Below are 22775 nucleotides of genomic sequence, written 5' to 3' on the forward strand. Positions count from 1 at the left end.
CCTTCTCAATGGCGCTGCTGTCTTATAGAAGGTGCGGCAAATCAGGTCGGTCGAGAGGTTTCATGGTTTCGCTCAAGCAGATCGTGTGTGCGACGGTTGCAATGCTCGCAGTGTCCACTGTCGCGCGTGCGGAGGATGGTTTCCCCTTCGGCACCGAGATGACGCTCGAGGCGCTGCCGCAGCCGGGCTCAAAGCGAATCCCGAACATCGAGATCGGCGACAATGGCGAGGTGGTGCTGGAGCTCTGGTGCAAGGGCGGCAAGGGCCAGTTCTCGGTCGCCGGCAACACCGTCATCTTCGTCCCCGGCCAGATCCAGGATCGTTCCTGCCCGTCCGCCAAGGCGCAGGCCGACGACGACCTCGTCGCCGCGCTCGGCAGCGTCGAGACCTGGAAACGCCCGGGCGACGTGCTCACCCTCGTCGGCCCCAAGTCGCTGCGCTTTCGTGTGAACGGGAACTAGATGCCAGTCTGGCCCGTGTGGCAAGCGGCGTGCGCTTAATGGGGGTTTAACGCTTTTGCGCGAAGGATAGGCCACCAGCGCAGAATTACGTCCAAGTCGCAAGTGCGAGCGGAGCTCCGCCCCCGAGGAGGGGAATCGGATGGGACTGCTTTTTATTGGCGTGCTGGCTGGAATCTTGATCGGCTTTGGCTGGTTCGCGCCGTCACGGGGATACTTCCTGGGGTGTGGGCCGCAACCTTGTTTCGACAGGGTTGAGATGAGCCGGCCAGCCGAGCCGAAGCCGACGGCGCTCAAGCCCGATCCTGCGATTGCAAAGACCTTTGCAACCAGCGTGAGGTCCGCAGAGCGGTCGTCTGCGAAAAAGCGCGGACATGTCGGTCTCACCAGAGAAGTTACAGGCGACGTGACTGTGGAGCCTGGAAATCGATTAGATTCACAAGCGTGGGCACCGGCAGGCTCTGACACTTTAGGCCGCTTTGGTGATTGGATTATCACCAAGAAGGACTCTGTGATCACGCTTCACTCCGACACGGGGAATCTTGCCGTCAGGTGTTCCGACGCCACAATAACGTACGTGGCCTTTATTAGAATTTCTGATCCCCGCTCGATTGCTGGGCGCCCTGAAGCCAAACCTCCCCCCAATTATAATTTTACGGCATGGGCGGATTCAAACGAGCCGGCGGATTTCACCTTCTTGGTGCCTTACGCAAGCGCTGCGTACGCGACCGGAATAGTGTTTTTAAATCCTAAGTTTGCTGATCAGAATACGAAGTTTTGGGCCATGTTGAAATCGGCGAGATCCCGGTTCTCGTATAACACCAGCACAGGAACTATCTCAGTGAACGCAGTAGATTTATCGCCTGCTATTGCGCGCTTCCAAGACGAGTGTTTTAAGATTTTTAAGGCTAATGCTCACCACCGCCTGGACGAGCCAATTCCCCTTGACTGGCTGCGTCGTTAAGCTGGCCGCGCAGTTCGTGCTGATGATCGTCGCTCATGCGGGTGGATTGCTGTCTTATGGGGCAAGCCTCCACCGCCGACGAGGTTATCGAGTAGAGTATTCTTGCCGCAGTGCACGAGTCCGAAATTGGCCCTTCGCGACATATTGCGGTGCCACGCCGTTTCGGTCGCAAGCGGGACGAAGCGGACATCGGATGTCGGTGATGATCGGTTGGGTTCGTCGCGAATGACCCTGAGTGTGTGAAAACGCTGCGACTGACGTGATTCGCGCGATATGATTCCCGCACGATTTGTGGGGGATCGGATGAAACGCTTCATTGAGGGTGCGGATCGTGGGCAGAGCACTTTGTTTCCTGAATGCGTGGAAGACTGGATCGGCGAGGACAATCAAGTTCGCGTCATCGACGTCTTTGTCGACGAACTCGATCTGGCCGAGCTTGGATTCGGCGGCGTTGATCGCGAGGCAACCGGCCGGCCTTCGTATCATCCGTCGGTACTGCTGAAGCTCTACATCTACGGCTACCTCAACCGGGTTCAGTCGAGCCGCCGGCTCGAGCGTGAGGCTGGACGCAACGTTGAGGTAATGTGGCTCACTGGCCGCCTTGTTCCCGATCACAAGACAATTGCGGATTTCCGCAAGGACAACGGCCGTGCCATCCGGCGGGTCTGCGCTCGGTTCGTTGCGCTCTGCCGCGCTATGGGCCTGTTCGCTGAGGAAGCCAGCGTTGCGATCGATGGCAGCAAGTTCAAGGCGGTGAACAACCGAGACAAGAACTTCACGCGCGCCAAGATGGAACGGCGCATGGCGCAGATCGAGGAGAGCGTCGGTCGCTATCTGCACCAACTGGACAGCGCGGATCGGCAGGAGCCGTCGCTGGCGCGCACAACCAAGACGACCCGGCTGATGGAGAAGATCGCGAGGCTGAAGGAGGAGATGAAGCGCCTTCATGCACTGGAGGCGCGGATGATCGCCACACCTGACCAGCGGATATCGCTGACCGATCCTGATTCTCGTTCGATGGCGACGAGCGGCCGAGGCTCTGGCGTCGTGGGCTACAACGTCCAGGTCGCCGTGGACACCAAGCATCATCTGATCGTCACGCATGAGGTGACCAACGTCGGTACCGACCGGTCGCAGCTCGCCAACGTGGCCAAGGAAACGAAAACGACGCTGGAAGCCACGAGCCTCGATGTCGTCGCTGATCGCGGCGACTTCAGCAGCGAACAAATCCTGGCATGCGAGGAAGCTGGCATCACGGTCACGCTGCCAAAGCCGATGACCTCGAACTCAAAGACGGAAGGGCGCTTCGGCAAGCAGGACTTCCGCTACGTCGTCGAGGGGGATGTTTACATATGTCCGGCGGGAGAGCGGCTCGCCTATTCCTTCACGACCGAAGAAAACGGATTAATCCTGCGCCGCTACTCGACCAAGGCCTGCCAGCGCTGCGCCATCAAGCAGAACTGCACCACCGGCAAGGAGCGAAGAATCACCCGCTGGGAGCATGAACGCCTTCTCGAAGACCATTCGGGAAACCAAGCTCGGCGGCTCCGCGGCGCTGTCGTTCCGCGTCACGCCCGATGTCGTGATCGGAGGCGAAGTCTGGTATCTGCGCCATTACGACGACTTCGCGCTCTCGGCCTTTACCGGCGATGCCGTGATGCTCGGTCCGACGCTCTATGTCCGATTCACGCCGAAGATGTTTATGACGGCGGCCTGGAACACGCAGGTATGGGGTCGCGAAGTCGGAACCCCGTTCTCGCTCAATCTCGCCGAGTTCCAGCGCAACCGCGCCAAACTCAAATTCGCCGTCGAGTTCTGACATCCCTCAAATGCGAAGGCTCAGAGATGTACGTTTTGACCATGACCAGGAAGCTCGCTCTCGCAGCGCTCTGCACGGCGATGCTGCCACTGCCGACAGCATCGGCCCAGCAGGCGACGGAAATTCAGATCAGCTACTCCAACGGGCAGTTTCAGCCGCGCGAGGTACGTGCGCCGGCGGACAAGCCGGTCGTGTTCCGGATCAGGAATCTCGACGGCAAGGCGATGGAGTTCGAAAGCACTTCGCTCAGGGTGGAAAAGGTCGTGGCCGCCAAGAGCCAGGGTGTGATCAACGTCCGCGCTCTCAAGGCTGGGCGCTATGAGTTCTATGATGACTTCAGCGAGAAAGCGCGTGGCGCCCTGGTCGTCGAATAAGGTCCTCGTTTCGTGCTCGCCGCGCTCATCATAGTCTTCCGCGAAGTCTTCGAGGCCGGTCTAATCATCGGCATCGTGCTCGCGGTGACGCGCTCCGTTAAGCATCGCAATAGCTGGATTGTCGGCGGCGTGCTCTCGCGGGCGTGGCGGGCGCATGCGTGGTCGCGGCGTTTGCCGGCGGCCTGTCGCAGCTGTTCGAAGGCATGGGCCAGGAACTGTTCAATGCCGCCGTCCTCGGGGTCGCCGTTGTGATGCTGACCTGGCACAATGTCTGGATGGCGCGCCACGGCCGGGAGATTGCCGGCGAGATGCGCGCGATCGGCCGGGCGGTGGCCGAGGGCAGCAAGCCGCTATTGGCGCTGGCCGTCGTGGTCGGCGTCGCCGTGCTGCGCGAAGGCAGCGAGGTCGCACTGTTTCTCTATGGCGTCGCGGCCTCCGACGGCGGTTCGGCCCTGGGTCTGACCATCGGCGGCTGCCTCGGCCTCTTGCTCGGTGCCGCGGTTTGTCTCGTGACCTATTTGGGCCTGGTGCGGATTCCGCCGCGCGCGCTGTTCGCAACGACGACGGTTCTGATCACGCTCCTCGCGGCGGGCATGGCAGCGCAGGCCGTTGCTTTCCTGGAGCGCGCCAACTGGCTAACGTCGCTCGATACCGTCGTGTGGGACTCGGGCTGGCTGTTGTCTGAAGCCAGCATCCCCGGACGCGCCTTGCACACGCTGATCGGCTATACCGATCAGCCGACGCAAATGCAGCTTTTGGTCTATCTTGCCGTTATCGCGATAACCGGTGGCCTGATGCGGCTGACCGCGCAGGTGCGCGGCGACCACGCCGTTGCGGCGGGTTAGAGCGGGACAGTTCCTTGACCAGCATGCAAAGAGGTGGGGCCATATATTCTGTTGCGCCGCACCCAGAACGTTGAAAACGCGATCCGGCCGATCTGCTTGACCCGGAAAAACGCGCTCTTCGCCGGTCACGAGATTGGAGCCGAAAATTGGGCCTTGCTGGCGTCGATCGTTGCCACCTGTAAGCTCAACGACGTCAACCCCGTTGCCTACATCGCCGAAACACTCGAGGCAATCATCGCTGGTCATTCCCAAAGCGAGATCGACGATCTCATGCCATGGCGATTCCGCAAAACGTCAAGCCGGCATCAATAGGGTTGCGGCTAAGCGCTTACAATTGTTCTGGTTTGAACTCATCTGATCGGTCTGATTGAGCACTAGGTTGAACGATGTCATGTCGAAATTTGTCGTCTCGCGCGTGTCAGCTCTTGCATCAAGAGGCCGTTGAGCAAATCGAGCGCAGATTCCAATGTAGCAATCTTCTGAACGTTTGATCGTCCGGAGCGAGTGAGAAGCCGGTGACGGCCATCCAGTATTGCTGGAAGTTGCGCTCCGCGACGGTCATTCGTACCCGATTGCCGGCAAAGGGAGTTAGGCCGACTTGGTAAGCAAGGGCGGGAGCGATTTCCAAGTATCCTCAAACTCGCGATATGAGCCGATGGGTCCCAGCATCGCAGGAACAATCTGCGATGCCTGGAAGCAGTGGATGTTCGCAGTAAGACTAATCATTCATGCGCCCGGAGCCATCGACTGAAAGACTCCGTCGCGCAGATAGAAGTGATGGAAGAGAGCCGCGGCTGCATGCACACCGGCAACCCAGAGGATGGCGCTTCCGAGGGTGGTGTGCATTTCCATGATCAGTTGCCCCAGTCCATGCGCCTTCGTGATCTGGGGGGCGATGTCGAATCCAGGAAGGGTGACGGGAATCCCCTCGAGCCAGGTACCGAGCACCGCCGTTGCTGGAATCGCGATGAGGAGTGCATAAAGCGCGAAGTGGACAACCTTCGCAGCCGCAGCCATCCATCGCGGCATCGGCTGCTTCGCGGGCGCGCTGTCGATCAGCCGCCATAGCAGCCGCAGCACGACGACAATGAAGACGAGCACCCCGAGCGTCTCGTGAATCCTACGGAGCCCATCCGCGGCGGCGGAATAGAGCGAATAGCCGTCACCCTTGCTCAGCACAAAGGCGGCGAGAACCAGCACGACGGTCAGCCAATGGAGGGCCTGGGCGCCCGCGCCGTAGCGAGAGGAAGTGCTGCGCAAACCGATTACCTAGCTCCGATCTTAAGCCCGCCGCAGCGGTCGATGAACTGTGGCGGCGCGTCGCCAGAAATTTGAGCGCTTAGTAAGCTCGCCGGTTCCTCGGCGCTCAACTTTACCTTATGACAAACCCAATGCCCAGGGTCCTCAATCGGCGTCCGAGCGTCCGGCACTCTTCAACCCACATTGACAATCGGGCCAGGCTTTCCCGTGAACGTGATCGTCAATCGGGGGGCGACCGACGTGAGCAAACTGAAGATAGGCGCCATCGAGGATGAAAAGCCGGTCACAATGACGATAAAGCCGGCGTCTGCGATTTACCATGATCTAAGAGTCTATGCCGAAGTGCTAGAACAAGAGGGTGGTCATACAATTGATCTGAACTCACTCGTCGCTCCGATGTTGGCGCGATTTATAGCCACCGATCGGGCGTTTCGACGAGCGCGACGGCAAATTCAAAATAAAGATGGATAGCTTCCGGCGTGAGGCCAATTCCCAAGAAGCAGCGACCATCTCCTCAGCGGAAGAACGCCCCCCCAGCGACCACGACGATCAGCCATGCTTGACGCGGCTCGGCCCTAAAGGGGGTTGCGGTCGATGCATGCCTCTTCACAGGGCCGAAGAGCTCGACGGTCTATCAAGCCGGCGCGGGTGCAGCACTCTGTTGCTCGCACTCAAATTGTGCTCGAGGCTTGGTGCGCTGTGCGTGGGGCCGTCATGGCTAACCCACTGTGCGCGTGTCCAATCCCGAACGCGTCGCGACTGGCTTCTCAGGCGCGTTAAAGACGGACGTCGTGAGCAGGACAGCGGCAGCGAGGACCCAGTAGTACGAGGCGTCGAGCCCACCGAATTTGAAGGCAAAGGGTGCGATGACAAACACCACCCCGACGGCGCGATCGACCCAAAGGTGCAGCCAGTAGGGGATGATGCGGGCGAGACCGGTGGGATGGTCGGTCACAGCGGCCAAGAGCAGCGCGGCGACACCGACAACAACCGAAAGCCACATCGCGACCGTTCCGCTCTGGCCGAGCTTCAGCACGAACGGCGCTGTGATCAGGACGATCGCGACGGGATAATCGATCAGGTAGGCGTGGATAGATTTGGTAATGAAGCGGAACGACATCAGTGACCCCTGGTGCTTGGTTGCTCGAACGGGTTCTTGCGACGCGGAGAGCCCAGCCACCCAAGAGGACGATCACGCTGCCCTATGCTGGCAAGCACTCCGCACAACCGTCACAAGTCAGCCCGGTTAGATGCACAGAAACGCTATGCCGGCACGCCAACCATTAGAAATGCCCGGTCGTTATGGTTTCCATTCCACTCGCCTGCGCCATGGGAAGCGGGTAGTGTGGCGTCGGCGTGGAGCCGCTCAGGCTATAAAGCACCGGAACCAGGTCCTCCGCGCTTGTGCGCTGGTCGTAGTCGAAGACGACATCGCTCCGCGATTCCGGGGATGGCCCGCGGCGAAAGGCACGTGAGCGTCGACCGCCAGTCCAAGGGCGGAGCGAACTTCAGCCGCATGACACGACGGCGTCTGGCTGCGGAGGTAGGGAAGGGCTTGGTGTAGCCGCCGAGTGTCGCCCCGAACGTCGTCAACGCCAGAGTTTGATCAGCTGCGCAGTCACGCTCGGAAGATCTGACCCGGCAGCTACTGGCGCTGCCGACCTGCCATGCACCGCCAGCTTGGGTGACGTCGAATTGCCGGGTCCGGCAATAAGCGCTGCTGGACAACCAACGTTCTGCGCCCCGAGAATATCCCACACAGGGGTCGACACTATGCAAATCTCAGACGTCGACGCATATAGCTCCTCTGCGGCCATGTGATACACCTGCGGCGCCGGCTTATATCGACGCACCAGATCAACACTCAGCAATCTTTCAAAGTAACCATCGATGCCGGCGTGCCGTAGCTGTATGATCTGCGCGCCCTGCGGCGAGTTCGAAAGCGTGACAAGCCGGAAACCGGCGTCCATCAATTGCTTCAGCCCGCCCGGCATCGAGGTAGCGGATCGCATTTCCAGTTCGACGAGGTCGGCGTGCTGGATCGGGATGCCGTGAATCGAGCCCATCGATTTCAGCACGGCTTCCGATAAATTGAAGAATGGTGTGTAGGGCCCCATGCCGGCGTTATTGCTTCCGGGTAGAGGATCAGCTGCGTATACCGTTCGTTCACCAACTTCCCGTCGCCGAATAGCCGTTCAAACAGCGGCGCCAAGTGCCGGGTGTTGAGCAGCGAATCATTGACGTCGAATGAGAGGATCGACGGCAGCACAGCGCCACTGTTGCTTTCTTGAGCGCCTGCGGGTGCAGCCCGCCCGACAGCACTCGCCGTCACCCCGCCAATTGCGGCATCTCCGAGGGCCACAAGTAGCTTGCGTCGCAGCATCGAGAATCGAACATCGTCGGTCATGGGTTTGCTCCTTTCCGCGCGCTAAAATCGAACCGATCCTCAAATGGCAGGCCGCGTGTCGAGGTTCGCTCGCTGGGCGGCGCTCACCTCGGGCGTGTTGAGAGCTGAGGTCGTCAGCAAAACCGCAACGGCGAGAACCCAGTGGTACCGGGCGTCAAGCCCAGTGAAATGGAAAGCGGAGGTGGCAGTGATGGAGACCACACCCAATGCGCAGTCCACCCAGAGATGCAGCCAGTAACTGATGACCCGGACGAGCCCCGTCAGGTGGTCCGTGAGTCCCGGCAGCAGCAGTGCCGTAACACGGGTCACCATCGAAAGCCACAGCGCGACAGGACAGCTCTTGCCTAGCTTCAGCAGAAATGGCGCGACCATCAAAACGATGGCGACAGGATAGTCGATTAGGTAGGTGCGGATAGCGTTTGTGATGAAGCGAAAGGACATGGCGTAACTCCTGCATGCTGGGCTGCTCGATCGAGTTCTTTGGACATCGAGAGTGGGGCCTGCGCACACGAGCGGCGGATCGACCGCGTTGTGATCGATTGGCTACCCGTGCTGCCACCAAGTATCGACGTGATGTATGATGAGGGTATTCGCGTCTGCGCGCCGTTAGAAATGGCGGATCGTTATCGTTTTCATTCTCTCCGGCGCGCGCGTCTAAAGCTTTCAGACGCCAACGACCCCCGCGCAGGAGGTCAGAGCAAGCGCTCGAGTAGAAATCTCTTCCATTCGAACGCTCCCGATTTGTCCATCCAAACTGATGCCGACCTAGGGCGTGTACACCCATTAAGCGATCGGCCGACTGCTGTCCGCTTAACCCCGAATAGCGCGAGGTCGCAGAAGGGCCAACGGCGGACGAGCCCATGCCGGCTCAGGCAGTCCGCCAAGATAGCCCACGAAATTCGTCCAGCCGGCACGCCGATGATCGTCTCGATTGTACCGATCCTCTATTCGCCTGAGATTGTGTCTCCACGGCGATGGGACTGACGCCGGCGGGCGTGCCTCTCACGATCAACTCACCGGACCTGAGCGTCATCGGGTGCGGACGTTTGTTAACTTCCACGTTCATGGTTCCTGCTCACTGGAGCAGGATTTCCACCTCTTCCGGACCATCACTTCGGGAAAATCTTGTAACCGAACCTCCCGGCCCACACCTGGCGCACCTCTTCGAAAATGCCCCCCTTCTTGAGCCAATAGGCGGGAGACAGCATTTCTTGGGCTTCGAGTACACGCACCTTCACGATCGCGTGGATCGGAACGTCTCGCCCTCTCGATTCCAGATATCATTCGCGACATGATCGAAAACATCACCCTTCTCGAATATCTCTCCAGTCCCCTTGAATCGAAATCCACGGCGGGAAATTTGATCGATCGTATTTACCTCCAACTTCGGGTTTTCGTTTATGTTCTTCATCGTGCGCGGCGCCTCGATATTCGCGAACGCCAAATGATCACCATCCCAAACGGTGAGCGATCCTTTTGGAGAGACGTTCGGCGTTCCGTCCTTGGAGGCTGTTGCAACGAAACAGAGTCTAATATCGTCGACGGCTGCTTTCATTGCGGCTGTCGTCAGTATTCCCGTTGCGAACGACTCCTCTGTGTTTAGGTTGCCTGCGTTGAACGGCGTTCGGCCGCCGGCCTGCGGAAGCTTATCGCTATCCGATTCCAGGCATTCATTGTCGTGAGCGTTAGATCGACAAATTCAAGCTCATCGAAGTGCTGCTCGACCTGATCGTAGTCCTCGTCTGGAACATGCGTATCGGAAATACGCGTAATGCTCTCTGCATATGCGAGCGCAGCGCGCTCACGCGGAGTGAATAGTTCGGTTTCGTGCCTGACCGTCAGACAATGAAGCCGCTGCGAATGTTGTCCATCAACCGATGCCTCGTGCGAGTGAAGATCGACGCAGTATGCGCATCCATTGATCTGCGAGACCCTCAGCTTGACAAGATGGCGCGAAGAGACGCACTACCAATCAGCTAGGGACCTCATCGAGTTCAAGCTCATCGTCGACGGTCCCAGGAGCGCACTAGACGCGGCTCCTCAAGCGAAAGCGTTGTCTCTTTGATGATGTTCTGGTCCATCGCTACCTCCTTAAGGAGACCCATTCTTCTCAATCCGTCTGAAGGTTTACTTGTTGGGCGTGGTCAGAGGGTTGTCATTGGTGTCGAGGACGAAGATAGCGAGCAGCTTTGCCGGCTCGGTCTTGCTCGCGTTGCGGCTGATCGAATGGATAGCGCCCGGCGGTTCGGACCAGCTCTCGCCTGCCCGATAGATGCGCGTCTCGCCGTCGTTCACCTTCGACTCGATCGCGCCCGAAATCACATAGGCGTAGATGAAAGCCGACTTCGCGTGGGTGTGGGGCACGGAGGCCGCGCCGGGCGCGTAATCGACTTCCACGGCGATCAGCGACTTGCCAGGGATATTGGGAATGGCCGCCTCGAAGTTCTTCGTGACGGTTTCCGCTTCGCTATCATGGGCGTTGATTGGACCGGCCATCGAGAAGGCGAGGGCGGCGCAGGTGGCAGCGATAATGGTTCGGATCTTCATGGGTTTTCTCCTGTTGCCTAGGTTGGTCTTCGTTCTTCATTGTTTCCTCCCGGCCTTGCCGGCCTGCCGATTACGGACACCGAACGGGTCAGTCTCGCGGGATGAAGTCGACGTGGGCCCCGGCTCGATAATAAGCACCGCGAGATGCCCAGCGACGGCAACAGGACGGGGCGAAGATGTCCGCCCAATAGGTTGCGTTCGAACCGACACGGAGCGTGATGGTGCATCCCAAGGCGACGCCGCCGCCCCCGGCGAACAATGGCAAGCGCCGGCCGAACTGGCGGCAGAGCATGCCGCGAGCGGGGAGACGACCGTAATCAGCACTTGCAGGGGGATGAAGGCCAAGCCCGCCACTGGCGTCGGCCGGTGCGCGCCGCGGATCATCGTGAACGGGATCAAGGTTAGCATGACAGTGAAGGGCCCGTAGAGGAGCGCGGTGAACGGGTTCGCGCCTACGACCGACCGCGAGGCGAAGTGGGACGGGGGCAGCATGGCGTTGTCGCCTAATCGCCGTTCGATCACGATGAGGCATGCTAAGCCGCCGAGACCGACGATCAGGGTGACGAGCACCCAAAGGTTCAGACCGGAATCAGGCTGGTCAGCCCCGCGCCCAGCCCGCCGAGCCCGACTATCGAAAAGACAGCGCCACCGACGTCGACCCGGGCGTGGCTGGTCGGGGAGTCCTTGGGTATCCACACGGTGCCGACGGCCAGCGCGCCGGCGACTACGGGCAGGCGCATCAGAAAGGTCGTCCGCGAGGACCCGTGATCGAGGATCGCGCCGGCGATCGCGGGCGCGACGCCGCTGGCGACAGCCGTGCCGGCGGACCAGATGCCGGCCGCACGGGCGGGAAAGGCCTGCCCGAGCACGGAAAGGCCTTTGGGCGGGATCAAAGGCTTCGCCCAAGCCTTGCAGGAACCGACCGAAGATGAGCGGCGCGAAACCAATCGCGGCCGCGCTCAGGCCAAGGAAAGCGATTCCCGCGAGGAAGATCCGCCTCTGTCCGAACCGGTCACCCAGAGCGCCGGCGACCAAGGTCCGGGCCGCGAGCGACAGGAGCTCGGCATTCATCACACACCGCAGGTCGAGCGGCGACAGGCGCATGTCTCGGCCAATCGCCGCGAGCGCGACCGTGACGACGGCGCTGCTGACGAACATGAGGCAGCTGCTCAGGCTCGACGCGGCGAGCACCTTTGTGCTGCCCTGCGCGCCGACGGCCTTAGGCTCAGAGAGCGCCAGGCTGCGGTCGGTGAGGATCAGGGACGCGCTGCTCACGGCGTAATCCCTCAGGTTAGGTCAGCCCGCGCTACACCGCCGGACGCGCGAGACCACGGTTGAGCCGCGCCTGCACATGAAGAAATCTGCGAAGCCGACGAGTTAGCCTGCGCACCCAGCCGAGCGGCGAAATATCGGCCAGGCTGTAGTCAGCGCCCATCACCCAGTCGCGGCCCGCGTGCCGTTCGTCGAGGACACCGAGCAGCCACGCTGATTCGGTTGCGTAGCGGTCGCGCGGGCGCTTGACCTCATAGGCTTTGCTGGCGAATTTGTTGAAGAAGCCGACTTGGCCGAACATCGGCCCGACTCCGCCCATCTGCCACATCACCCACGATCGTTTCCTAGCGGGTGTTCGGATCGGTCGAGACAGGTCTTGTCGGCAAGATAGAGGAGGATCGCGCCCGATTCGAACAGCACGAGCGGCGCGCCGCTCGGCCCGTCGGGGTCGTAGATTGCGGGAATCTTGCCGTCGGGGTTGAGCGCGAGCGCACATATGTCAAGCGGCCCGTCGCACCGCCGTCCCAAGATTATTGTCGATCAGGTACCGCCAGAGTCCATCCGCGCCGCGACGCACGATGTCGCTTGCAGAGCCTCCGAGGTGCACGTGCTTGCCGTCGGGACCTGTGCCATCAATCGACCAGTCCAGCACGATCTGGGCGATATCGTCGGCGATGAATACATGGCGCGCCTTGGCCTCCAGCGGCAGGCCGAGGCTGAAATCGCGCTCGAGTTCGGCGGCGATCTCGGTGTGACCAGTGATGGTTCGCCCGTCTTTCGCGATGAACACGGCTTCCGGAGCATACAAGCCCATCATCGCGCTGACCTTGCCGGAGTTAAATCGCTCAAGCAGCGACGCGACAATGCCTTCTGGTTCAGTAGGAAGTGAATAGGACTGGGACATCAGGAGTCTCCCGTTGATGTTGGTTGAACTGCGATGCGGCTGATACGCATGTTGTGGCAGGTTGTTGATCGCAGCGCTGGACGAACTTTTCCAATAGCGGATGCGTATAGTTTTCATGGCGACGGGGAATGCCGCGGTGCCAGTCCTCAATCTATTCGTAAGTCAAGGCGAATTGTGCAGGTCGTTACTGCGTCACGCCGCGCTGCGAGCGGCGATAACGATCGTCTATCGATTCTATGGCGAGAGGTGATTTCCCTCGCCGGGGGGTGAACCGCCATGGTGTGAGACCGCTTTTCTGTCAGAAGCGGTGAGGGATCATTCGTCGCTTTGATCGCCAGACATTTCAAACAGGGGGCAATTGTGATGCTGCAGAATAGCGATGGCTTCGCCCTCTCTTACCGTTGCGCGCGCCGCTGGCGGCGAAATCCAGTTGCTTGGCGATTTGGCCGGCGGGTCGGTGTGACCCAGTGTAAGCGTGGTTCCTGGTATCTGTACTGCAACGCCTAGCTTGCAGCTTTTCGCGAGCGGCGGACAAATTCGCCGCGGAGGAAATCAAAGGCGACGCAGTATCGGTGGACGATCGGGAAAAGACGGAGGCGCTCGTTGAAAAGTACAAGCTCAGTTTCGAGGTCGCCTACGGCGCCGATGCGCGAGCGGTTTCCGCAGTCACCGGGGCCATCGTCAATGACGATCCCGTCTACCTCTGGACAACGGCCTCGTCGTCCGAAGGCCGGATCGTGACGGCCGTCTGTTCGGCGGTTTGGGTCTGGTCCGCTACCTCAAATCTTCGGCAAAGCACTGAGGAACAGCGGCAAATTAGCGGGGAGGTCGATGAATGGCGCAACCGTTTTTAGAGCGGTGCAGCCGCGGCGTTATCGATCCAGAACCGTGCCCTCGAGAGCTCGGGCGGGAAGCGCCGCCTCGGCGCCGGCGCATGGTGCTCACAGCCTGTGTGCTTGCGTCCTCGATGGCGTTCATCGATGGGACAGCGCTGCCCGTTGCGTTGCCGAGATTGCGCGCTGACTTCGGTGCGGACCTCGCCTCCGTTCAATGGGTTCTCAACGGGTATATGCTGGCGCTCGCCTCCCTGACATTGATCGGCGGCGCGCTCGCGGATGTTTATGGCAAGGCGCGCATGCTCGGCCTCGGTTGCGTTCTGTTCGGTCTGGCGTCCGCGGCTTGCGCGTTGGCGCCTTCGCCCGCCTGGCTTATCACTGCCCGCGTCGTGCAGGGAGCGGCCGCTGCGATCGTGACCCCTGCCAGCCTCGCCCTGATCGGGGCCACCTATCCGCGCGCGGAGCGGAACCGAGCGATCGGCGTATGGGCCGCGGCATCGGCTCTCACCACCGCCGGAGGTCCTGTCCTGGGCGGCTGGCTGACCGAGACCTTTGGCTGGCCATCCGTGTTCTGGATCAACCCGCCGCTCGCGCTCGTAGCAGTGGGAGTTCTGCTGGTCTTCGCGCCTAAGGATGGCCTCATCCAGCGCCGGTTCGACGTGATTGGCGCCGCGATCCTCGCTTCAGCGCTCGGGGCGCTCGCCTGGGCGCTCAGCCAGATCGGACCAAGTGAAACTCGGGCCGCCGCGGACGCACCAGCCCAACCGGGCACGGTGCTCACAATCGTCGCCGGGCTCGGCATTGTCGGGTTCGCCGTCTACGCGTTCTGGGAGCGCAGAAGCGAACATCCGATGACGCCACCTCGGCTGGTGGAGAACCGCGCCTTCCTCGGGCTGAACGTCGCGACCCTGATGATCTATTCGGGGATTTCGATCGTGTTCTTCCTGCTACCTTTTGACCTCGTCGATCGCCGCGCCCTGTCGTCGACCGATGCCGGGCTGGCATTCCTGCCCTTCACGCTCGGCGTGGGATTCTTGTCGAATGTCTTCGGCGGTTTGGCGGACAAGATTGGCGCGCGGACCATGCTTATCGCGGGACCGGCAGGTGCCGCGCTCGCCTATGTCTGGTTGGCGCTCGGTCAGAAAGAATCTTTGATGCTCGGCGTGATCTTGCCCATGACGCTGCTTGGCCTGTCCTTCGCGGTGCTCGTGGCACCGCTCACCGCGTCCGTGATGTCGAGCGTTGACCAGACGCACGAAGGCATCGCCTCCGGCATCAACAATGCGGCGAGCCGGATTGCGCAGCTTGCTGGTGCGGCACTGGCCGCCGGTGCCGCGTCTTTCGAGTCCGGCTACGAGGTCGGTCTCGCCGTAGCCGCTGCGACCTCGATCGGCGGCGCCTTTACAGCCGCAATCACCCCGACGCCGGCTGCGGCGAAAGCGAGCGGCTCGGGAGGGGCTTAGCAAGCATGGAAAGAGACGCACGGTTCTTTCCGGGAGCGTCCGACAGGAAGCCAAGCAATAAAAAGTCCCAGACCGCGCGCCGTCCAGGTAGGGGATTCCCGCGCCTTGCGCAGGACGGCGTGCGCGACCGCGATCATCGCGTTCGCGAGTCACGAAGCCAATACACCGATCCTGACGCCGGACATTCCCGCGATGATCGCGGCAGCGACGATGGCGCTCATCGCGACGCAGACATCCCAAAGGCGATCGGCATTACGTTTATCGACGCCATGCGCGATCAGCACCACCCTCAGCCCTGAAGCAAGGTGGCTCAGGACGAAGAAGACGCCGAGCGCGTAATGAGGCAGCAGACGGATATTCCATGCGTCATGAATGAGCCCAGTCGGGGCTCCGATCGCGAAATTCCAATCTGTCGGTATGCCGAGGAAGCGTCGCGCGTAGACGAAGACCGAGTTCATGTGGCCGAGAATGAACAGTGATAGATAGGCTCCCGAAGCGACCTGATAGGTCCGCTGGAAGTCATGCGCTGCGGCGCTCCAGCGCCATGCCAGAAAGAGGCCAGTGCCGATCTGGAAAAGCATGGCCGCCACCAACAACGGTTCACCTACGGCGGAGCGATAAACCAGGCGTCCGATCTTCATAACGGCTGCATGCGCATCCGGCCCTATCAAGCCGAACAGATGATTGGTGAGATGAAACACCACGTATAGGCACAGGACGGCGGCCGTTACCCCGTGGACAACCCGCCAATCTCCGACTGCAGGCATAGCTGCAGCGACCGGATCTCGGGCAGACTGCGACCAGATCGCGATTGCGAGCCAAATCGCACACCAGACGACCTCGTCGGGAATAGGGCTTTTGATCAAGGCCTGGACGACGCCGAGAAAGACGTAGAGCGTTGGCGACACAACGCTGGCATAGGCGAGGCGTCTTGAACCGGGATTGGACGTGGGACGACGTGCCAGAGCGATCCCAAGAAACGGCACGACGAACGCAACGACCAGGATGAAGGTCGCGCTGGCGATTGCGAGCGGTGGCGGGCTTACGGCCTGCGTGCTGACGATGGCATGAAAAGCCTTGAGCAGAAATGGATAACAAATCGCCGCCGCTGCGGGAACCAGAGCCAAATAGTCAAGGCGCTTGTCAAGAAGCGTTCTGCGATTCTGCGGGCGAACAAATGCTTCCATCACAAATCTATAGAGCCACAATAAAGAAACCGGCGTACGAGACGATTTCCAAGACAGGTGTGAAAACTTGCCTTCGCGTATTGCCTTACGGTCGTGCATCGATTCTTTATTGTTCGATGACCACATAAACTCACACGTTCTCAAAGGCACAGCGCCTGGCCGCAACCGAACCTGGCTTCGGTCATGCCGAACACGTCGCGCAACACCCACAAAAGCGGGGTGTCGCCGTCGACATCGACATCATGAGGTTTGCCGTTGATCTTCAACGTGAAAGCTATGGGTGCCTCTTTGTGGCAGGGAGCTGACAGGATGCGGCTGGCCGACCTTGGACAGCGCCGGCCGGCTGCGTGCATCAAGGGGCTCGCGTCGCTCACGGACGAACGCGGACGATCGTCTTCCCCTTGCGTCGCTCGGTCGGGTTGAAGGCGGCGACGGCATCGTCGAGGGTCGAGACGATGCCGATGTTCGTCCGCAGTCGCCCGTCCCGCACGCGTTGGACGATCTCACTCAGCTGGGCACGATCGGACTCGACAACAAAGTCGACCGCCAGGCCATTGGCGGGCCGCGTCTCGGCCGGCCCGACGACGGTGACCAATCTTCCTCCGACTCGAATCAGACCTGCGGACCGCTTCTGGACGTCACCGCCGATGACATCGAACACCAGATCGACTTTGCCGACGTCTTCCAGGGCGTCGTTCTCGAGGTCGACGAACTCCTGCGCGCCGAAGTCGAGCACCATCCGGCGGTCGGCCGCACGTCCGGTACCGATGACGTAGGCGCCGGCCTCGCGCGCGAGCTGCGTCACCATCGTCCCGACTGCGCCGGCCGCGCCGTGCGCGAGGACGCTCTGCCCCGCGTGAAGGCGGCCGTGCTGGAACAGTCCCTGCCACGCGGTCAAGCCCGAGATCGGCAGGCTAGCGCCCAGCGTGAAGTCGACGTCGCCCGGCAGCGGCGCGAGGTTGCGTGCCTCGACCGCCACATACTCCGCCAGGGTGCCGTCGCGATACCAGTCGGCGAGGCCGAACACTCGCTGTCCCACCGACAGACCCGTCGTGCCGTAGCCGAGAGCGGTGACCACTCCGGCCAGCTCGTGCCCGGGGATCGACGGTGTTCGGTCACAGTCGAGGCGATCGGTCCAGGTCGAGGGCCACGCCAGCTCAGTCGGGACGAATCCCGACGCATGAACCTGAACGACGACGTCGTTTATTGCCGCCTGGGGCTCAGGCCACTCTACCAGCTTCATCCCTGCCGTTCCCGCAGCCTGGTCCGTCACCACGATTGCTTTCATGGGAATTGTCTCCATGGGTGATTTTTCTTCTTGGTGGAAATGTTGCTCGGATGAGCGCGTGTCGCTCACGGACGAACGCGGATGATCGTCTTCCCCTTGCGTCGCCCGGTCCGGTTGAAGGCGGCGACGGCATCGTCGAGGGTCGAGACGGTGCCGATGTTCGTCCGCAATCGCCCGTCCCGCACGCGCCGGATGATCTCACTCAATTGGGCGCGATAGGACACGACAACAAAGTCGATCGTCAGGCCGTCGGCGGGCCGTGCCTCGGTCGGCCCGGCGATCGTCACCAGCGTTCCTCCGGCTCGGATCGCGGCTGCGGACCGCTTCGCGATGTCGCCGCCGAAGACATCGAACACCAGATCGACTCCGCCGACGTCTTCCAGGGCGTCGTTCTCGAGGTCGACGAACTCCTGCGCGCCGAGGTCGAGCACCGTCTGACGGTGGGCAGCGCGTCCGGTACCGATGACGTGGGCGCCGGCCTCACGTGCGAGCTGGGTTACCATCGAACCGACTGCGCCGGCCGCACCGTGCACGAGGACGCTCTGCCCCGCCTGAAGGCGGCCGTGCTCGAACAGTCCCTGCCACGCGGTCAGGCCCGGCATCGCCACGCTCGCACCCACCGTGAAGTCGACGTCGCCCGGCAGCGGCGCGAGGTTGCGTGCCTCGACGGCCACATGCTCCGCCAGGGTGCCGCCGCGATACGAGTCTGTAAGGCCGAACACCCGCTGTCCCACCGACAGCCCCGTCGTGCCATAGCCGAGGGCGGTGACCACACCAGCCAGCTCTTGCCCGGGAATCACCGGCGTCCGGTCACGGCCGAGGCGATCGATCCAGGTCGAGGGCCATGACAGCTCATCCCAGGTGAATCCCGACGCATGAACCTGAACGCGGACGTCGTTTATAGCTGCCTGCGGCTCGGGTCGCTCCGCCAGCTTCATCCCGGCCGTTCCCGCAGTTTGGTCCGTTACCACGATCGCCTTCATCATCTACTTCCCGATGTGTGGGATGTCGTCATTTCAGAATGCCTCTTGCACATGAGCGAAAATAGAACGGTGAAAATCGATGATCCAATGACCTTCGGCTATGGAATCGATGCCGCCAACTCGGCTTGCAAAAATCAACGGTGCGGAATAAACGTCTGCTTCTCACGCCAAAGGACCGCCGTCATATTGATGATCTACCGCTCGGCCCCCTTGGCTTGGAATAAATCTCCACTGAGGGACTCTCTTCGATTTTGCCATTCGATCCTCCGGAGATGCATATGGTTTTGCATGCTCGACCGCGGAGATAATCGTGGAATCCTGATGTGGTGCTAAATTATTCTAGCCTTGCCGGTACATCCGAAAAGCCCAGACGCGTTCCCGAGAATCGTACCTGGGTGCATCTAGGCTTTGACGTCAGGCCCGCATCACACGACCCCTCTGAGCACTCTCGGAGAAAGTCGATGCGGCCGGATAGAGTCAGATCGGGCCAGCCCGTGTAACGGCGGGAAAGTCATTCTCAGGATCGAACACGTTATTGAAAAAATTCGTTAGAGAGTACATAGGCACCAGCGCGACGATCTCCATGACGTTCGCATCCGTGTAGCCTGCATCGCGAACGGCTTTCAGATCGGCGTCACTGACCTTGCCGCGGGTCTCGATGACTTTGCGCGCAAACTGGATGGCGGCGTCCCGCTTCGGGTCGCTGGCATGGCCCTTCCGAGCGAGAATGATTTCATCGGCCGGCAGCTTGGCCATATGCTCGGCGGTAAAGCTGTGAACCGACAGGCAGTAGTCGCAGCCATTCACTTCGGAGACAGCGAGGCCGATGCTGTCACGCGTCTTCACGTCGAGCGCCTTGCTCAAGGAGCCGAGCAGGGCGGCCCACGCGTTGAACGCGATCGAGCTCTGCGCGAATGTCGCTATCATATTTGGGGTGAACCCGATGTTCTTGGTGAACGCATCGAGAGTCGGTTTACTATCGGCCGGCACTTGTTCCGCCTTTAGAGCTGCACTTCTTGGCATCATAGTCTTCCGTAAGTTACGGGCTTTACTAATGCTTATACGAGATCCAGCACGTCGGCGACCGGACGGCGCGGCTTCTGCGCCCAGTTTCCCGGACGCTCCGGCCCCACGGACAACAACATGACCGGCACTTCGTCCTCGGCCAGTCTGAACTCGCGGTGCACCGCTTCGGCATCGAAACCGATCATCGGCGTCGAACCAAGGCCCAGCGAGCGGGCCGCATAGATCATTGCCGCCGCGCCGAACGTGCCGGTGCGTACTGCCTCGTCGCGCTGGCGCTGCGGGTACTCCATGTACAGATCGCGTGCGGGGATTTCCCATTCTGGCACCATGTTCGCCGGCATGATGCCCGCTTCCACTAGCGGTGCCAGACGCTCTGGTACTACGCTGGAATCGGCCAACTGGCCGCAGACGATGAAGGTAACGGCTGCTTCGGTGATCGCGGGCTGATCCCAAGCGATCGGACGCAACCGAGCCTTGGCTTCAGGCGAGCGTGCGGCGATGAAGCGCCAGTTCTGCAGGTGGAAGGATGTCGGCGCGGTGGTGCCGATTCGCACGAGCTCGTGGATTTGGTCGTCGCTCAAGCTGGCGGCAGGGTCGTAGTACTTGGCGGCGCTGCGGCTCAGGATGCACTCTATGACGGCGTTGGTGATGGTGGTTCCGTTGGTCATGATGATTCCTATGGGTGAAGGGATAGGTTGAGATACGAAAGTGCTTTCGTGTCTTTTTTGCTGAAAATGCCGCGGCGATGGGGCCCGTTCGGCGTTTAATGGCAACGCCATGGGTAATTTCCGAAAGCGAAGGCAGAACAGTGTGACCTCGTTTCGAGAACTGCTCGGTGCAGGGCGGCGGCTTGACCAAGTGACGCATCAGCGTACGGACCGACTGGAGCCGCTTCGCTGCTCTACGCGAGCGCCACCACGGTGGCCGCGACTAGCGAGACCGCAACAGCTGAGCCGACGGTCTTTGGTTATTTCATTGGGGGCCCCTTTGTTGCCCGCGCACGGCACCGTGGCTCCGCGCAATGGCTTCATTCAAAGTCGAGGCGGCCGCGTGTTCGGCCGACCCAGTGGACCTCACGATCGGACGCAGCCGGCGAAATTAGAAATTCCGTTTGGGCATGCATTCGATAAGCGTGGGGTATCGTCGCCTAAAAGCGCTGTGCGCGTGCCCCCCGGCGGTCCGCGGTCAACCATCGAGGCCGTGCCGAACTCGGACCGGGCGGCGGAGCTGAAGGAAAAGCAGGAGATCCTGGAGTCGGTCGACCTCGTCGCGCGCATGGACAAGGTCGCGCGGCTTCTCGCCGTGCGCATAGAGGTCTTGCGCCTCAGCAACGAGATCGGCCGCCAGAACCAAGGCGACGCTCGACGAGCGGCAGCGCAAGGTAGTTTTCCGAGCAGGTGGCGACGATCCAGCGCGAGCTGGGCGAGGGGGGACGGCAAGACCCAGGAGGTCGCGGAGCTGGCTGCGGCGATCGCGAAGGCGAACATGAGGAGGGGAAATGCCACGCGCTGAAGGAGCCCCAGCGTTACGAGCGCATGCCCGAGGGCGCCGCCGAACAACACCCTTTACCCCTTCCTCCGTCGAGGCGGACACTCGATATCACGGAGAAGTTTTATTGATGCTGCGTAAACCAGTGAGATTCCTTTCCGTTGGGTTTCCCCCGTTACTCCCGGGGCTTTCGCTATCCGAATCGGGCTAGCGGCAATCGTTGCATTGTATGTGAGCTTCTGGCTCTCGCTCGAAGCGCCGTCGACGGCGATTGTGACAGTTGCAATCGTCGTCGAACCAAATCGTGGCTAAGCCCTCGAGAAGGTGGTCTTTCGCGTGATCGTGACTGCCATCGGCGTCGCAGTTTCGATTGCAAGAACGGCGCTCTTCTCCCAGACGCGCGATCTTCCTGCTGATAGCCTATGCCGGCTGAATGGCCCTGTGCGTGGTCGGCAAGCCGGAACGGCGCGGTCAGCACGCGGTGCAGCGATCCCTCGCTGTCAAACGCGAGGCCCACTCCGCCGTGACCGACCTCAACCATCCCGCCCTCGAATCCGGTGAACGAGAGCCCAGGTAGGTCTCGACCGACACTGGGGCAGGGTCGCAGTAGGCTGGCCGGATCGGATTTTGCGCGAGCTGGCGGAGGATGTCCGTGAGCAGGAGCTCTTGGTGCTGCTGCTCGTGGTGGCATCCGAGCTCGATCAGCTCAGCGACCTCCCGGGGTTGGCCGCGGCCAAGCAAGCTGGCGACTGCCTGGTCGACATCCGCCCGGTATGCCTAGACTTCGTCCAATGCTGGCCGCGTGATCATGCCGCGCCGGGGACGCGGCTGCCGCGCCCCGAGTGTCTCGTAGGAATTAAACAGGAACGTGAACCGCTCATCGAACGGCCCGTAGCCCTCCGGATGGGCGAGAACCATCGTCACAAAAAACAGGTCGTGTGTGCGAGGTGTCACTTCGCAGGGCTCGCGTCGGTCATCGGCTGCATCGTTGCGTCCGCGCCGGAAAGAGGTTCGCCGAGCTACGCGCTCGTGTGCCGGAGTAGAACCGTTCAAGGTCGCTGAGCGCGAGCGCCAGCTGAAAAGATGCGCAGGAGCCATTGCACGTCCTCACGATGAATTCGGAATAGACTGTCGCAACGCGCATGCACCGCGCGCGCCAAACGTTATGGAATACTGCAACTGCGTCATGGCCGGGCTTATCCGGCTTATCCTGGCCATGACGACTTCGCGTCACTTCAGCAACGACGATTGGATGCCCGCGACAAGCTCGGGCATAAGGAGGCGGGACCGGGGCCCAAGAGTTAGATCAAGGAGCCTGCACCTTGTGCGTCATCCTTGCGAACATTGTCCTTGTTCGAGGCGGGGGCAGACGAGCGGCAGAGTTTGTCCAGCGCACTTGTCCAGTCGCGAACACGAGCAACTTTGATAAAGGCGTCGAGCGCCGGCGAATACTGCCTCCCCGCCACGGCCAAAAGCTGCACCTCGCGCCGGACGGGGTCGCCCTCAATTGGAATAGCGGCGAGCGACGGCAGTTTGGGAGCGTGCTCTGGCGCCAAGATGGCTCCAAAACCGGCGGATGCCATCTGCTGAAGATGCCCTTCCTGATCGCTCCTGTGCACAACTTTAGGGCCTGGATGGTCGGCAAAACAAGCCT

General features: G+C 61.1%; 23 protein-coding genes and 8 pseudogenes. 12 read left to right on the top strand and 19 right to left on the bottom strand.

All coding sequences use genetic code 11. The features are described from left to right. Nucleotides 1-62: 62 nt before the first annotated feature. From AC630_RS24815 to AC630_RS24845, 6 genes and pseudogenes are all read left to right on the top strand, one after another. Nucleotides 63-461: an META domain-containing protein gene (locus AC630_RS24815; protein WP_074121059.1), complete on the top strand. Its 399-nt coding sequence runs from the start codon at nucleotides 63-65 to the stop codon at nucleotides 459-461. Between the two features lie 139 nt (nucleotides 462-600). Further along, the gene (locus tag AC630_RS24820; protein WP_074121060.1) at nucleotides 601-1422 is read left to right on the top strand and encodes a hypothetical protein; all 822 of its coding nucleotides are present in this window, start codon (nucleotides 601-603) and stop codon (nucleotides 1420-1422) included. 303 nt (nucleotides 1423-1725) lie between these two features. Next, nucleotides 1726-2940 (top strand): annotated as a pseudogene (locus AC630_RS47200) (IS1182 family transposase); the annotation flags it as partial. Between the two features lie 342 nt (nucleotides 2941-3282). Further along, entirely contained in the window at nucleotides 3283-3615 is a 333-nt protein-coding gene (locus AC630_RS47205; RefSeq protein WP_283808450.1) for a cupredoxin domain-containing protein, read from the top strand. A gap of 12 nt (nucleotides 3616-3627) precedes the next feature. Then, nucleotides 3628-4460, top strand: a pseudogene (locus AC630_RS24840) (FTR1 family iron permease). A gap of 66 nt (nucleotides 4461-4526) precedes the next feature. Further along, a pseudogene (locus AC630_RS24845) lies at nucleotides 4527-4772 on the top strand (transposase domain-containing protein); the annotation flags it as partial. Nucleotides 4773-5186: 414 nt separating this feature from the next. Here the strand turns inward: AC630_RS24845 and AC630_RS24850 are convergent. Then, nucleotides 5187-5660 carry a cytochrome b gene (locus AC630_RS24850; RefSeq protein ID WP_245330505.1) on the bottom strand — a complete coding sequence of 158 codons (474 nt, stop codon included), beginning with the start codon at nucleotides 5658-5660 and terminating at the stop codon, nucleotides 5187-5189. A gap of 267 nt (nucleotides 5661-5927) precedes the next feature. Here AC630_RS24850 and AC630_RS24855 point away from each other — a divergent pair, with 267 nt between their 5' ends. Next, on the top strand, nucleotides 5928-6191 hold the full coding sequence (locus tag AC630_RS24855) for a DUF2274 domain-containing protein (RefSeq protein WP_349539198.1): 264 nt from the start codon (nucleotides 5928-5930) through the stop codon (nucleotides 6189-6191). 247 nt (nucleotides 6192-6438) lie between these two features. Here the strand turns inward: AC630_RS24855 and AC630_RS24860 are convergent, their stop codons facing one another. The 11 genes and pseudogenes from AC630_RS24860 to AC630_RS24905 all read right to left on the bottom strand — a co-directional run bounded on the left by AC630_RS24860 (nucleotide 6439) and on the right by AC630_RS24905 (nucleotide 12850). Continuing rightward, complete coding sequence (locus tag AC630_RS24860) at nucleotides 6439-6840, bottom strand: SPW repeat domain-containing protein (protein ID WP_074121062.1); 402 nt, start codon at nucleotides 6838-6840, stop codon at nucleotides 6439-6441. Nucleotides 6841-7309: 469 nt separating this feature from the next. Beyond that, nucleotides 7310-7837, bottom strand: coding sequence for an HAD family hydrolase (locus tag AC630_RS24865; RefSeq protein ID WP_083636379.1), 528 nt, complete (start codon nucleotides 7835-7837; stop codon nucleotides 7310-7312). Next, complete coding sequence (locus AC630_RS44190; RefSeq protein ID WP_074121064.1) at nucleotides 7792-8127, bottom strand: hypothetical protein; 336 nt, start codon at nucleotides 8125-8127, stop codon at nucleotides 7792-7794. The genes AC630_RS24865 and AC630_RS44190 overlap by 46 nt, the downstream gene beginning before the upstream one ends. 39 nt (nucleotides 8128-8166) lie before the next feature. Beyond that, nucleotides 8167-8568, bottom strand: coding sequence for a hypothetical protein (locus AC630_RS24875; RefSeq protein ID WP_074121065.1), 402 nt, complete (start codon nucleotides 8566-8568; stop codon nucleotides 8167-8169). A 793-nt stretch (nucleotides 8569-9361) separates the two neighbouring features. Continuing rightward, nucleotides 9362-9682, bottom strand: a complete 321-nt coding sequence (locus AC630_RS24880; protein ID WP_083636380.1) for a pyridoxamine 5'-phosphate oxidase family protein — start codon at nucleotides 9680-9682, stop codon at nucleotides 9362-9364. 44 nt (nucleotides 9683-9726) lie between these two features. Then, nucleotides 9727-10068: pseudogene (locus AC630_RS48390) on the bottom strand (carboxymuconolactone decarboxylase family protein); the annotation flags it as partial. A 186-nt stretch (nucleotides 10069-10254) separates the two neighbouring features. Next, on the bottom strand, nucleotides 10255-10674 hold the full coding sequence (locus tag AC630_RS24890) for a cupin domain-containing protein (RefSeq protein WP_074121066.1): 420 nt from the start codon (nucleotides 10672-10674) through the stop codon (nucleotides 10255-10257). Nucleotides 10675-11252: 578 nt separating this feature from the next. Further along, nucleotides 11253-11567 (bottom strand): hypothetical protein, encoded by a 315-nt coding sequence (locus AC630_RS47210; protein WP_245330506.1) that lies wholly within the window; start codon nucleotides 11565-11567, stop codon nucleotides 11253-11255. Nucleotides 11568-11622: 55 nt separating this feature from the next. Then, a pseudogene (locus AC630_RS48395) lies at nucleotides 11623-11832 on the bottom strand (MFS transporter); the annotation flags it as partial. A 148-nt stretch (nucleotides 11833-11980) separates the two neighbouring features. Further along, nucleotides 11981-12435 (bottom strand): annotated as a pseudogene (locus AC630_RS24900) (glutathione S-transferase family protein); the annotation flags it as partial. A 10-nt stretch (nucleotides 12436-12445) separates the two neighbouring features. After that, nucleotides 12446-12850, bottom strand: coding sequence for a YybH family protein (locus tag AC630_RS24905; protein ID WP_074121075.1), 405 nt, complete (start codon nucleotides 12848-12850; stop codon nucleotides 12446-12448). Nucleotides 12851-13422: 572 nt separating this feature from the next. On the opposite strand from AC630_RS24905, the gene AC630_RS24910 reads away from it, so the two are divergent. Beyond that, a complete protein-coding gene (locus tag AC630_RS24910; protein ID WP_074121068.1) occupies nucleotides 13423-13704 on the top strand; it encodes a hypothetical protein in 282 nt (93 codons plus the stop codon). Nucleotides 13705-13784: 80 nt separating this feature from the next. Further along, nucleotides 13785-15149 carry an MFS transporter gene (locus AC630_RS24915; protein WP_245330507.1) on the top strand — a complete coding sequence of 455 codons (1365 nt, stop codon included), beginning with the start codon at nucleotides 13785-13787 and terminating at the stop codon, nucleotides 15147-15149. 149 nt (nucleotides 15150-15298) lie between these two features. On the opposite strand, the gene AC630_RS24920 is transcribed toward AC630_RS24915, so the two are convergent. The 6 genes and pseudogenes from AC630_RS24920 to AC630_RS24945 all read right to left on the bottom strand — a co-directional run bounded on the left by AC630_RS24920 (nucleotide 15299) and on the right by AC630_RS24945 (nucleotide 20301). After that, nucleotides 15299-16435, bottom strand: a complete 1137-nt coding sequence (locus tag AC630_RS24920; protein ID WP_245330508.1) for a hypothetical protein — start codon at nucleotides 16433-16435, stop codon at nucleotides 15299-15301. A 47-nt stretch (nucleotides 16436-16482) separates the two neighbouring features. Next, a pseudogene (locus AC630_RS48400) lies at nucleotides 16483-16689 on the bottom strand (hypothetical protein); the annotation flags it as partial. Nucleotides 16690-16706: 17 nt separating this feature from the next. After that, complete coding sequence (locus AC630_RS24930; RefSeq protein ID WP_074121076.1) at nucleotides 16707-17624, bottom strand: NADP-dependent oxidoreductase; 918 nt, start codon at nucleotides 17622-17624, stop codon at nucleotides 16707-16709. 65 nt (nucleotides 17625-17689) lie between these two features. Beyond that, nucleotides 17690-18607, bottom strand: a complete 918-nt coding sequence (locus AC630_RS24935) for an NADP-dependent oxidoreductase (RefSeq protein WP_074121077.1) — start codon at nucleotides 18605-18607, stop codon at nucleotides 17690-17692. A 477-nt stretch (nucleotides 18608-19084) separates the two neighbouring features. Next, nucleotides 19085-19630 (bottom strand): carboxymuconolactone decarboxylase family protein, encoded by a 546-nt coding sequence (locus AC630_RS24940; protein ID WP_074121078.1) that lies wholly within the window; start codon nucleotides 19628-19630, stop codon nucleotides 19085-19087. Nucleotides 19631-19665: 35 nt separating this feature from the next. Next, nucleotides 19666-20301, bottom strand: a complete 636-nt coding sequence (locus tag AC630_RS24945) for a nitroreductase family protein (protein WP_074121071.1) — start codon at nucleotides 20299-20301, stop codon at nucleotides 19666-19668. 562 nt (nucleotides 20302-20863) lie between these two features. On the opposite strand from AC630_RS24945, the pseudogene AC630_RS46330 reads away from it, so the two are divergent. The 3 genes and pseudogenes from AC630_RS46330 to AC630_RS24960 all read left to right on the top strand — a co-directional run. Further along, a pseudogene (locus AC630_RS46330) lies at nucleotides 20864-21189 on the top strand (endopeptidase La); the annotation flags it as partial. A 127-nt stretch (nucleotides 21190-21316) separates the two neighbouring features. Beyond that, nucleotides 21317-21433, top strand: a complete 117-nt coding sequence (locus AC630_RS48405) for an FUSC family protein (RefSeq protein WP_502691534.1) — start codon at nucleotides 21317-21319, stop codon at nucleotides 21431-21433. Between the two features lie 315 nt (nucleotides 21434-21748). Continuing rightward, the gene (locus AC630_RS24960) at nucleotides 21749-22183 is read left to right on the top strand and encodes a hypothetical protein (protein WP_074121073.1); all 435 of its coding nucleotides are present in this window, start codon (nucleotides 21749-21751) and stop codon (nucleotides 22181-22183) included. Between the two features lie 239 nt (nucleotides 22184-22422). Here AC630_RS24960 and AC630_RS24965 read toward each other — a convergent pair. Then, a partial coding sequence (locus AC630_RS24965; RefSeq protein ID WP_245330509.1) for a LysR family transcriptional regulator substrate-binding protein occupies nucleotides 22423-22775 on the bottom strand: 353 nt, incomplete at its 5' end.

Origin of the sequence: Bradyrhizobium sp. AS23.2 (assembly GCF_001908185.1) — a bacterium.
In the GTDB taxonomy this organism is placed as follows: domain Bacteria; phylum Pseudomonadota; class Alphaproteobacteria; order Rhizobiales; family Xanthobacteraceae; genus Bradyrhizobium.

What these genes read in the sequence shown, in the direction of transcription:
- AC630_RS24860 (WP_074121062.1), bottom strand. Translation starts at nt 6,840, where the DNA reads ATGTCGTTCCGCTTCATTACCAAATCTATCCACGCCTACCTGATCGAT.
- AC630_RS24940 (WP_074121078.1), bottom strand. Translation starts at nt 19,630, where the DNA reads ATGCCAAGAAGTGCAGCTCTAAAGGCGGAACAAGTGCCGGCCGATAGT.
- AC630_RS24815 (WP_074121059.1), top strand. Translation starts at nt 63, where the DNA reads ATGGTTTCGCTCAAGCAGATCGTGTGTGCGACGGTTGCAATGCTCGCA.
- AC630_RS24935 (WP_074121077.1), bottom strand. Translation starts at nt 18,607, where the DNA reads ATGAAGGCGATCGTGGTAACGGACCAAACTGCGGGAACGGCCGGGATG.
- AC630_RS24905 (WP_074121075.1), bottom strand. Translation starts at nt 12,850, where the DNA reads ATGTCCCAGTCCTATTCACTTCCTACTGAACCAGAAGGCATTGTCGCG.
- AC630_RS24915 (WP_245330507.1), top strand. Translation starts at nt 13,785, where the DNA reads ATGGTGCTCACAGCCTGTGTGCTTGCGTCCTCGATGGCGTTCATCGAT.
- AC630_RS24875 (WP_074121065.1), bottom strand. Translation starts at nt 8,568, where the DNA reads ATGTCCTTTCGCTTCATCACAAACGCTATCCGCACCTACCTAATCGAC.
- AC630_RS44190 (WP_074121064.1), bottom strand. Translation starts at nt 8,127, where the DNA reads ATGACCGACGATGTTCGATTCTCGATGCTGCGACGCAAGCTACTTGTG.
- AC630_RS24865 (WP_083636379.1), bottom strand. Translation starts at nt 7,837, where the DNA reads ATGGGGCCCTACACACCATTCTTCAATTTATCGGAAGCCGTGCTGAAA.
- AC630_RS47205 (WP_283808450.1), top strand. Translation starts at nt 3,283, where the DNA reads ATGACCAGGAAGCTCGCTCTCGCAGCGCTCTGCACGGCGATGCTGCCA.
- AC630_RS24820 (WP_074121060.1), top strand. Translation starts at nt 601, where the DNA reads ATGGGACTGCTTTTTATTGGCGTGCTGGCTGGAATCTTGATCGGCTTT.
- AC630_RS24920 (WP_245330508.1), bottom strand. Translation starts at nt 16,435, where the DNA reads ATGCACGACCGTAAGGCAATACGCGAAGGCAAGTTTTCACACCTGTCT.
- AC630_RS24930 (WP_074121076.1), bottom strand. Translation starts at nt 17,624, where the DNA reads ATGAAAGCAATCGTGGTGACGGACCAGGCTGCGGGAACGGCAGGGATG.
- AC630_RS24880 (WP_083636380.1), bottom strand. Translation starts at nt 9,682, where the DNA reads ATGAAAGCAGCCGTCGACGATATTAGACTCTGTTTCGTTGCAACAGCC.
- AC630_RS24890 (WP_074121066.1), bottom strand. Translation starts at nt 10,674, where the DNA reads ATGAAGATCCGAACCATTATCGCTGCCACCTGCGCCGCCCTCGCCTTC.
- AC630_RS24945 (WP_074121071.1), bottom strand. Translation starts at nt 20,301, where the DNA reads ATGACCAACGGAACCACCATCACCAACGCCGTCATAGAGTGCATCCTG.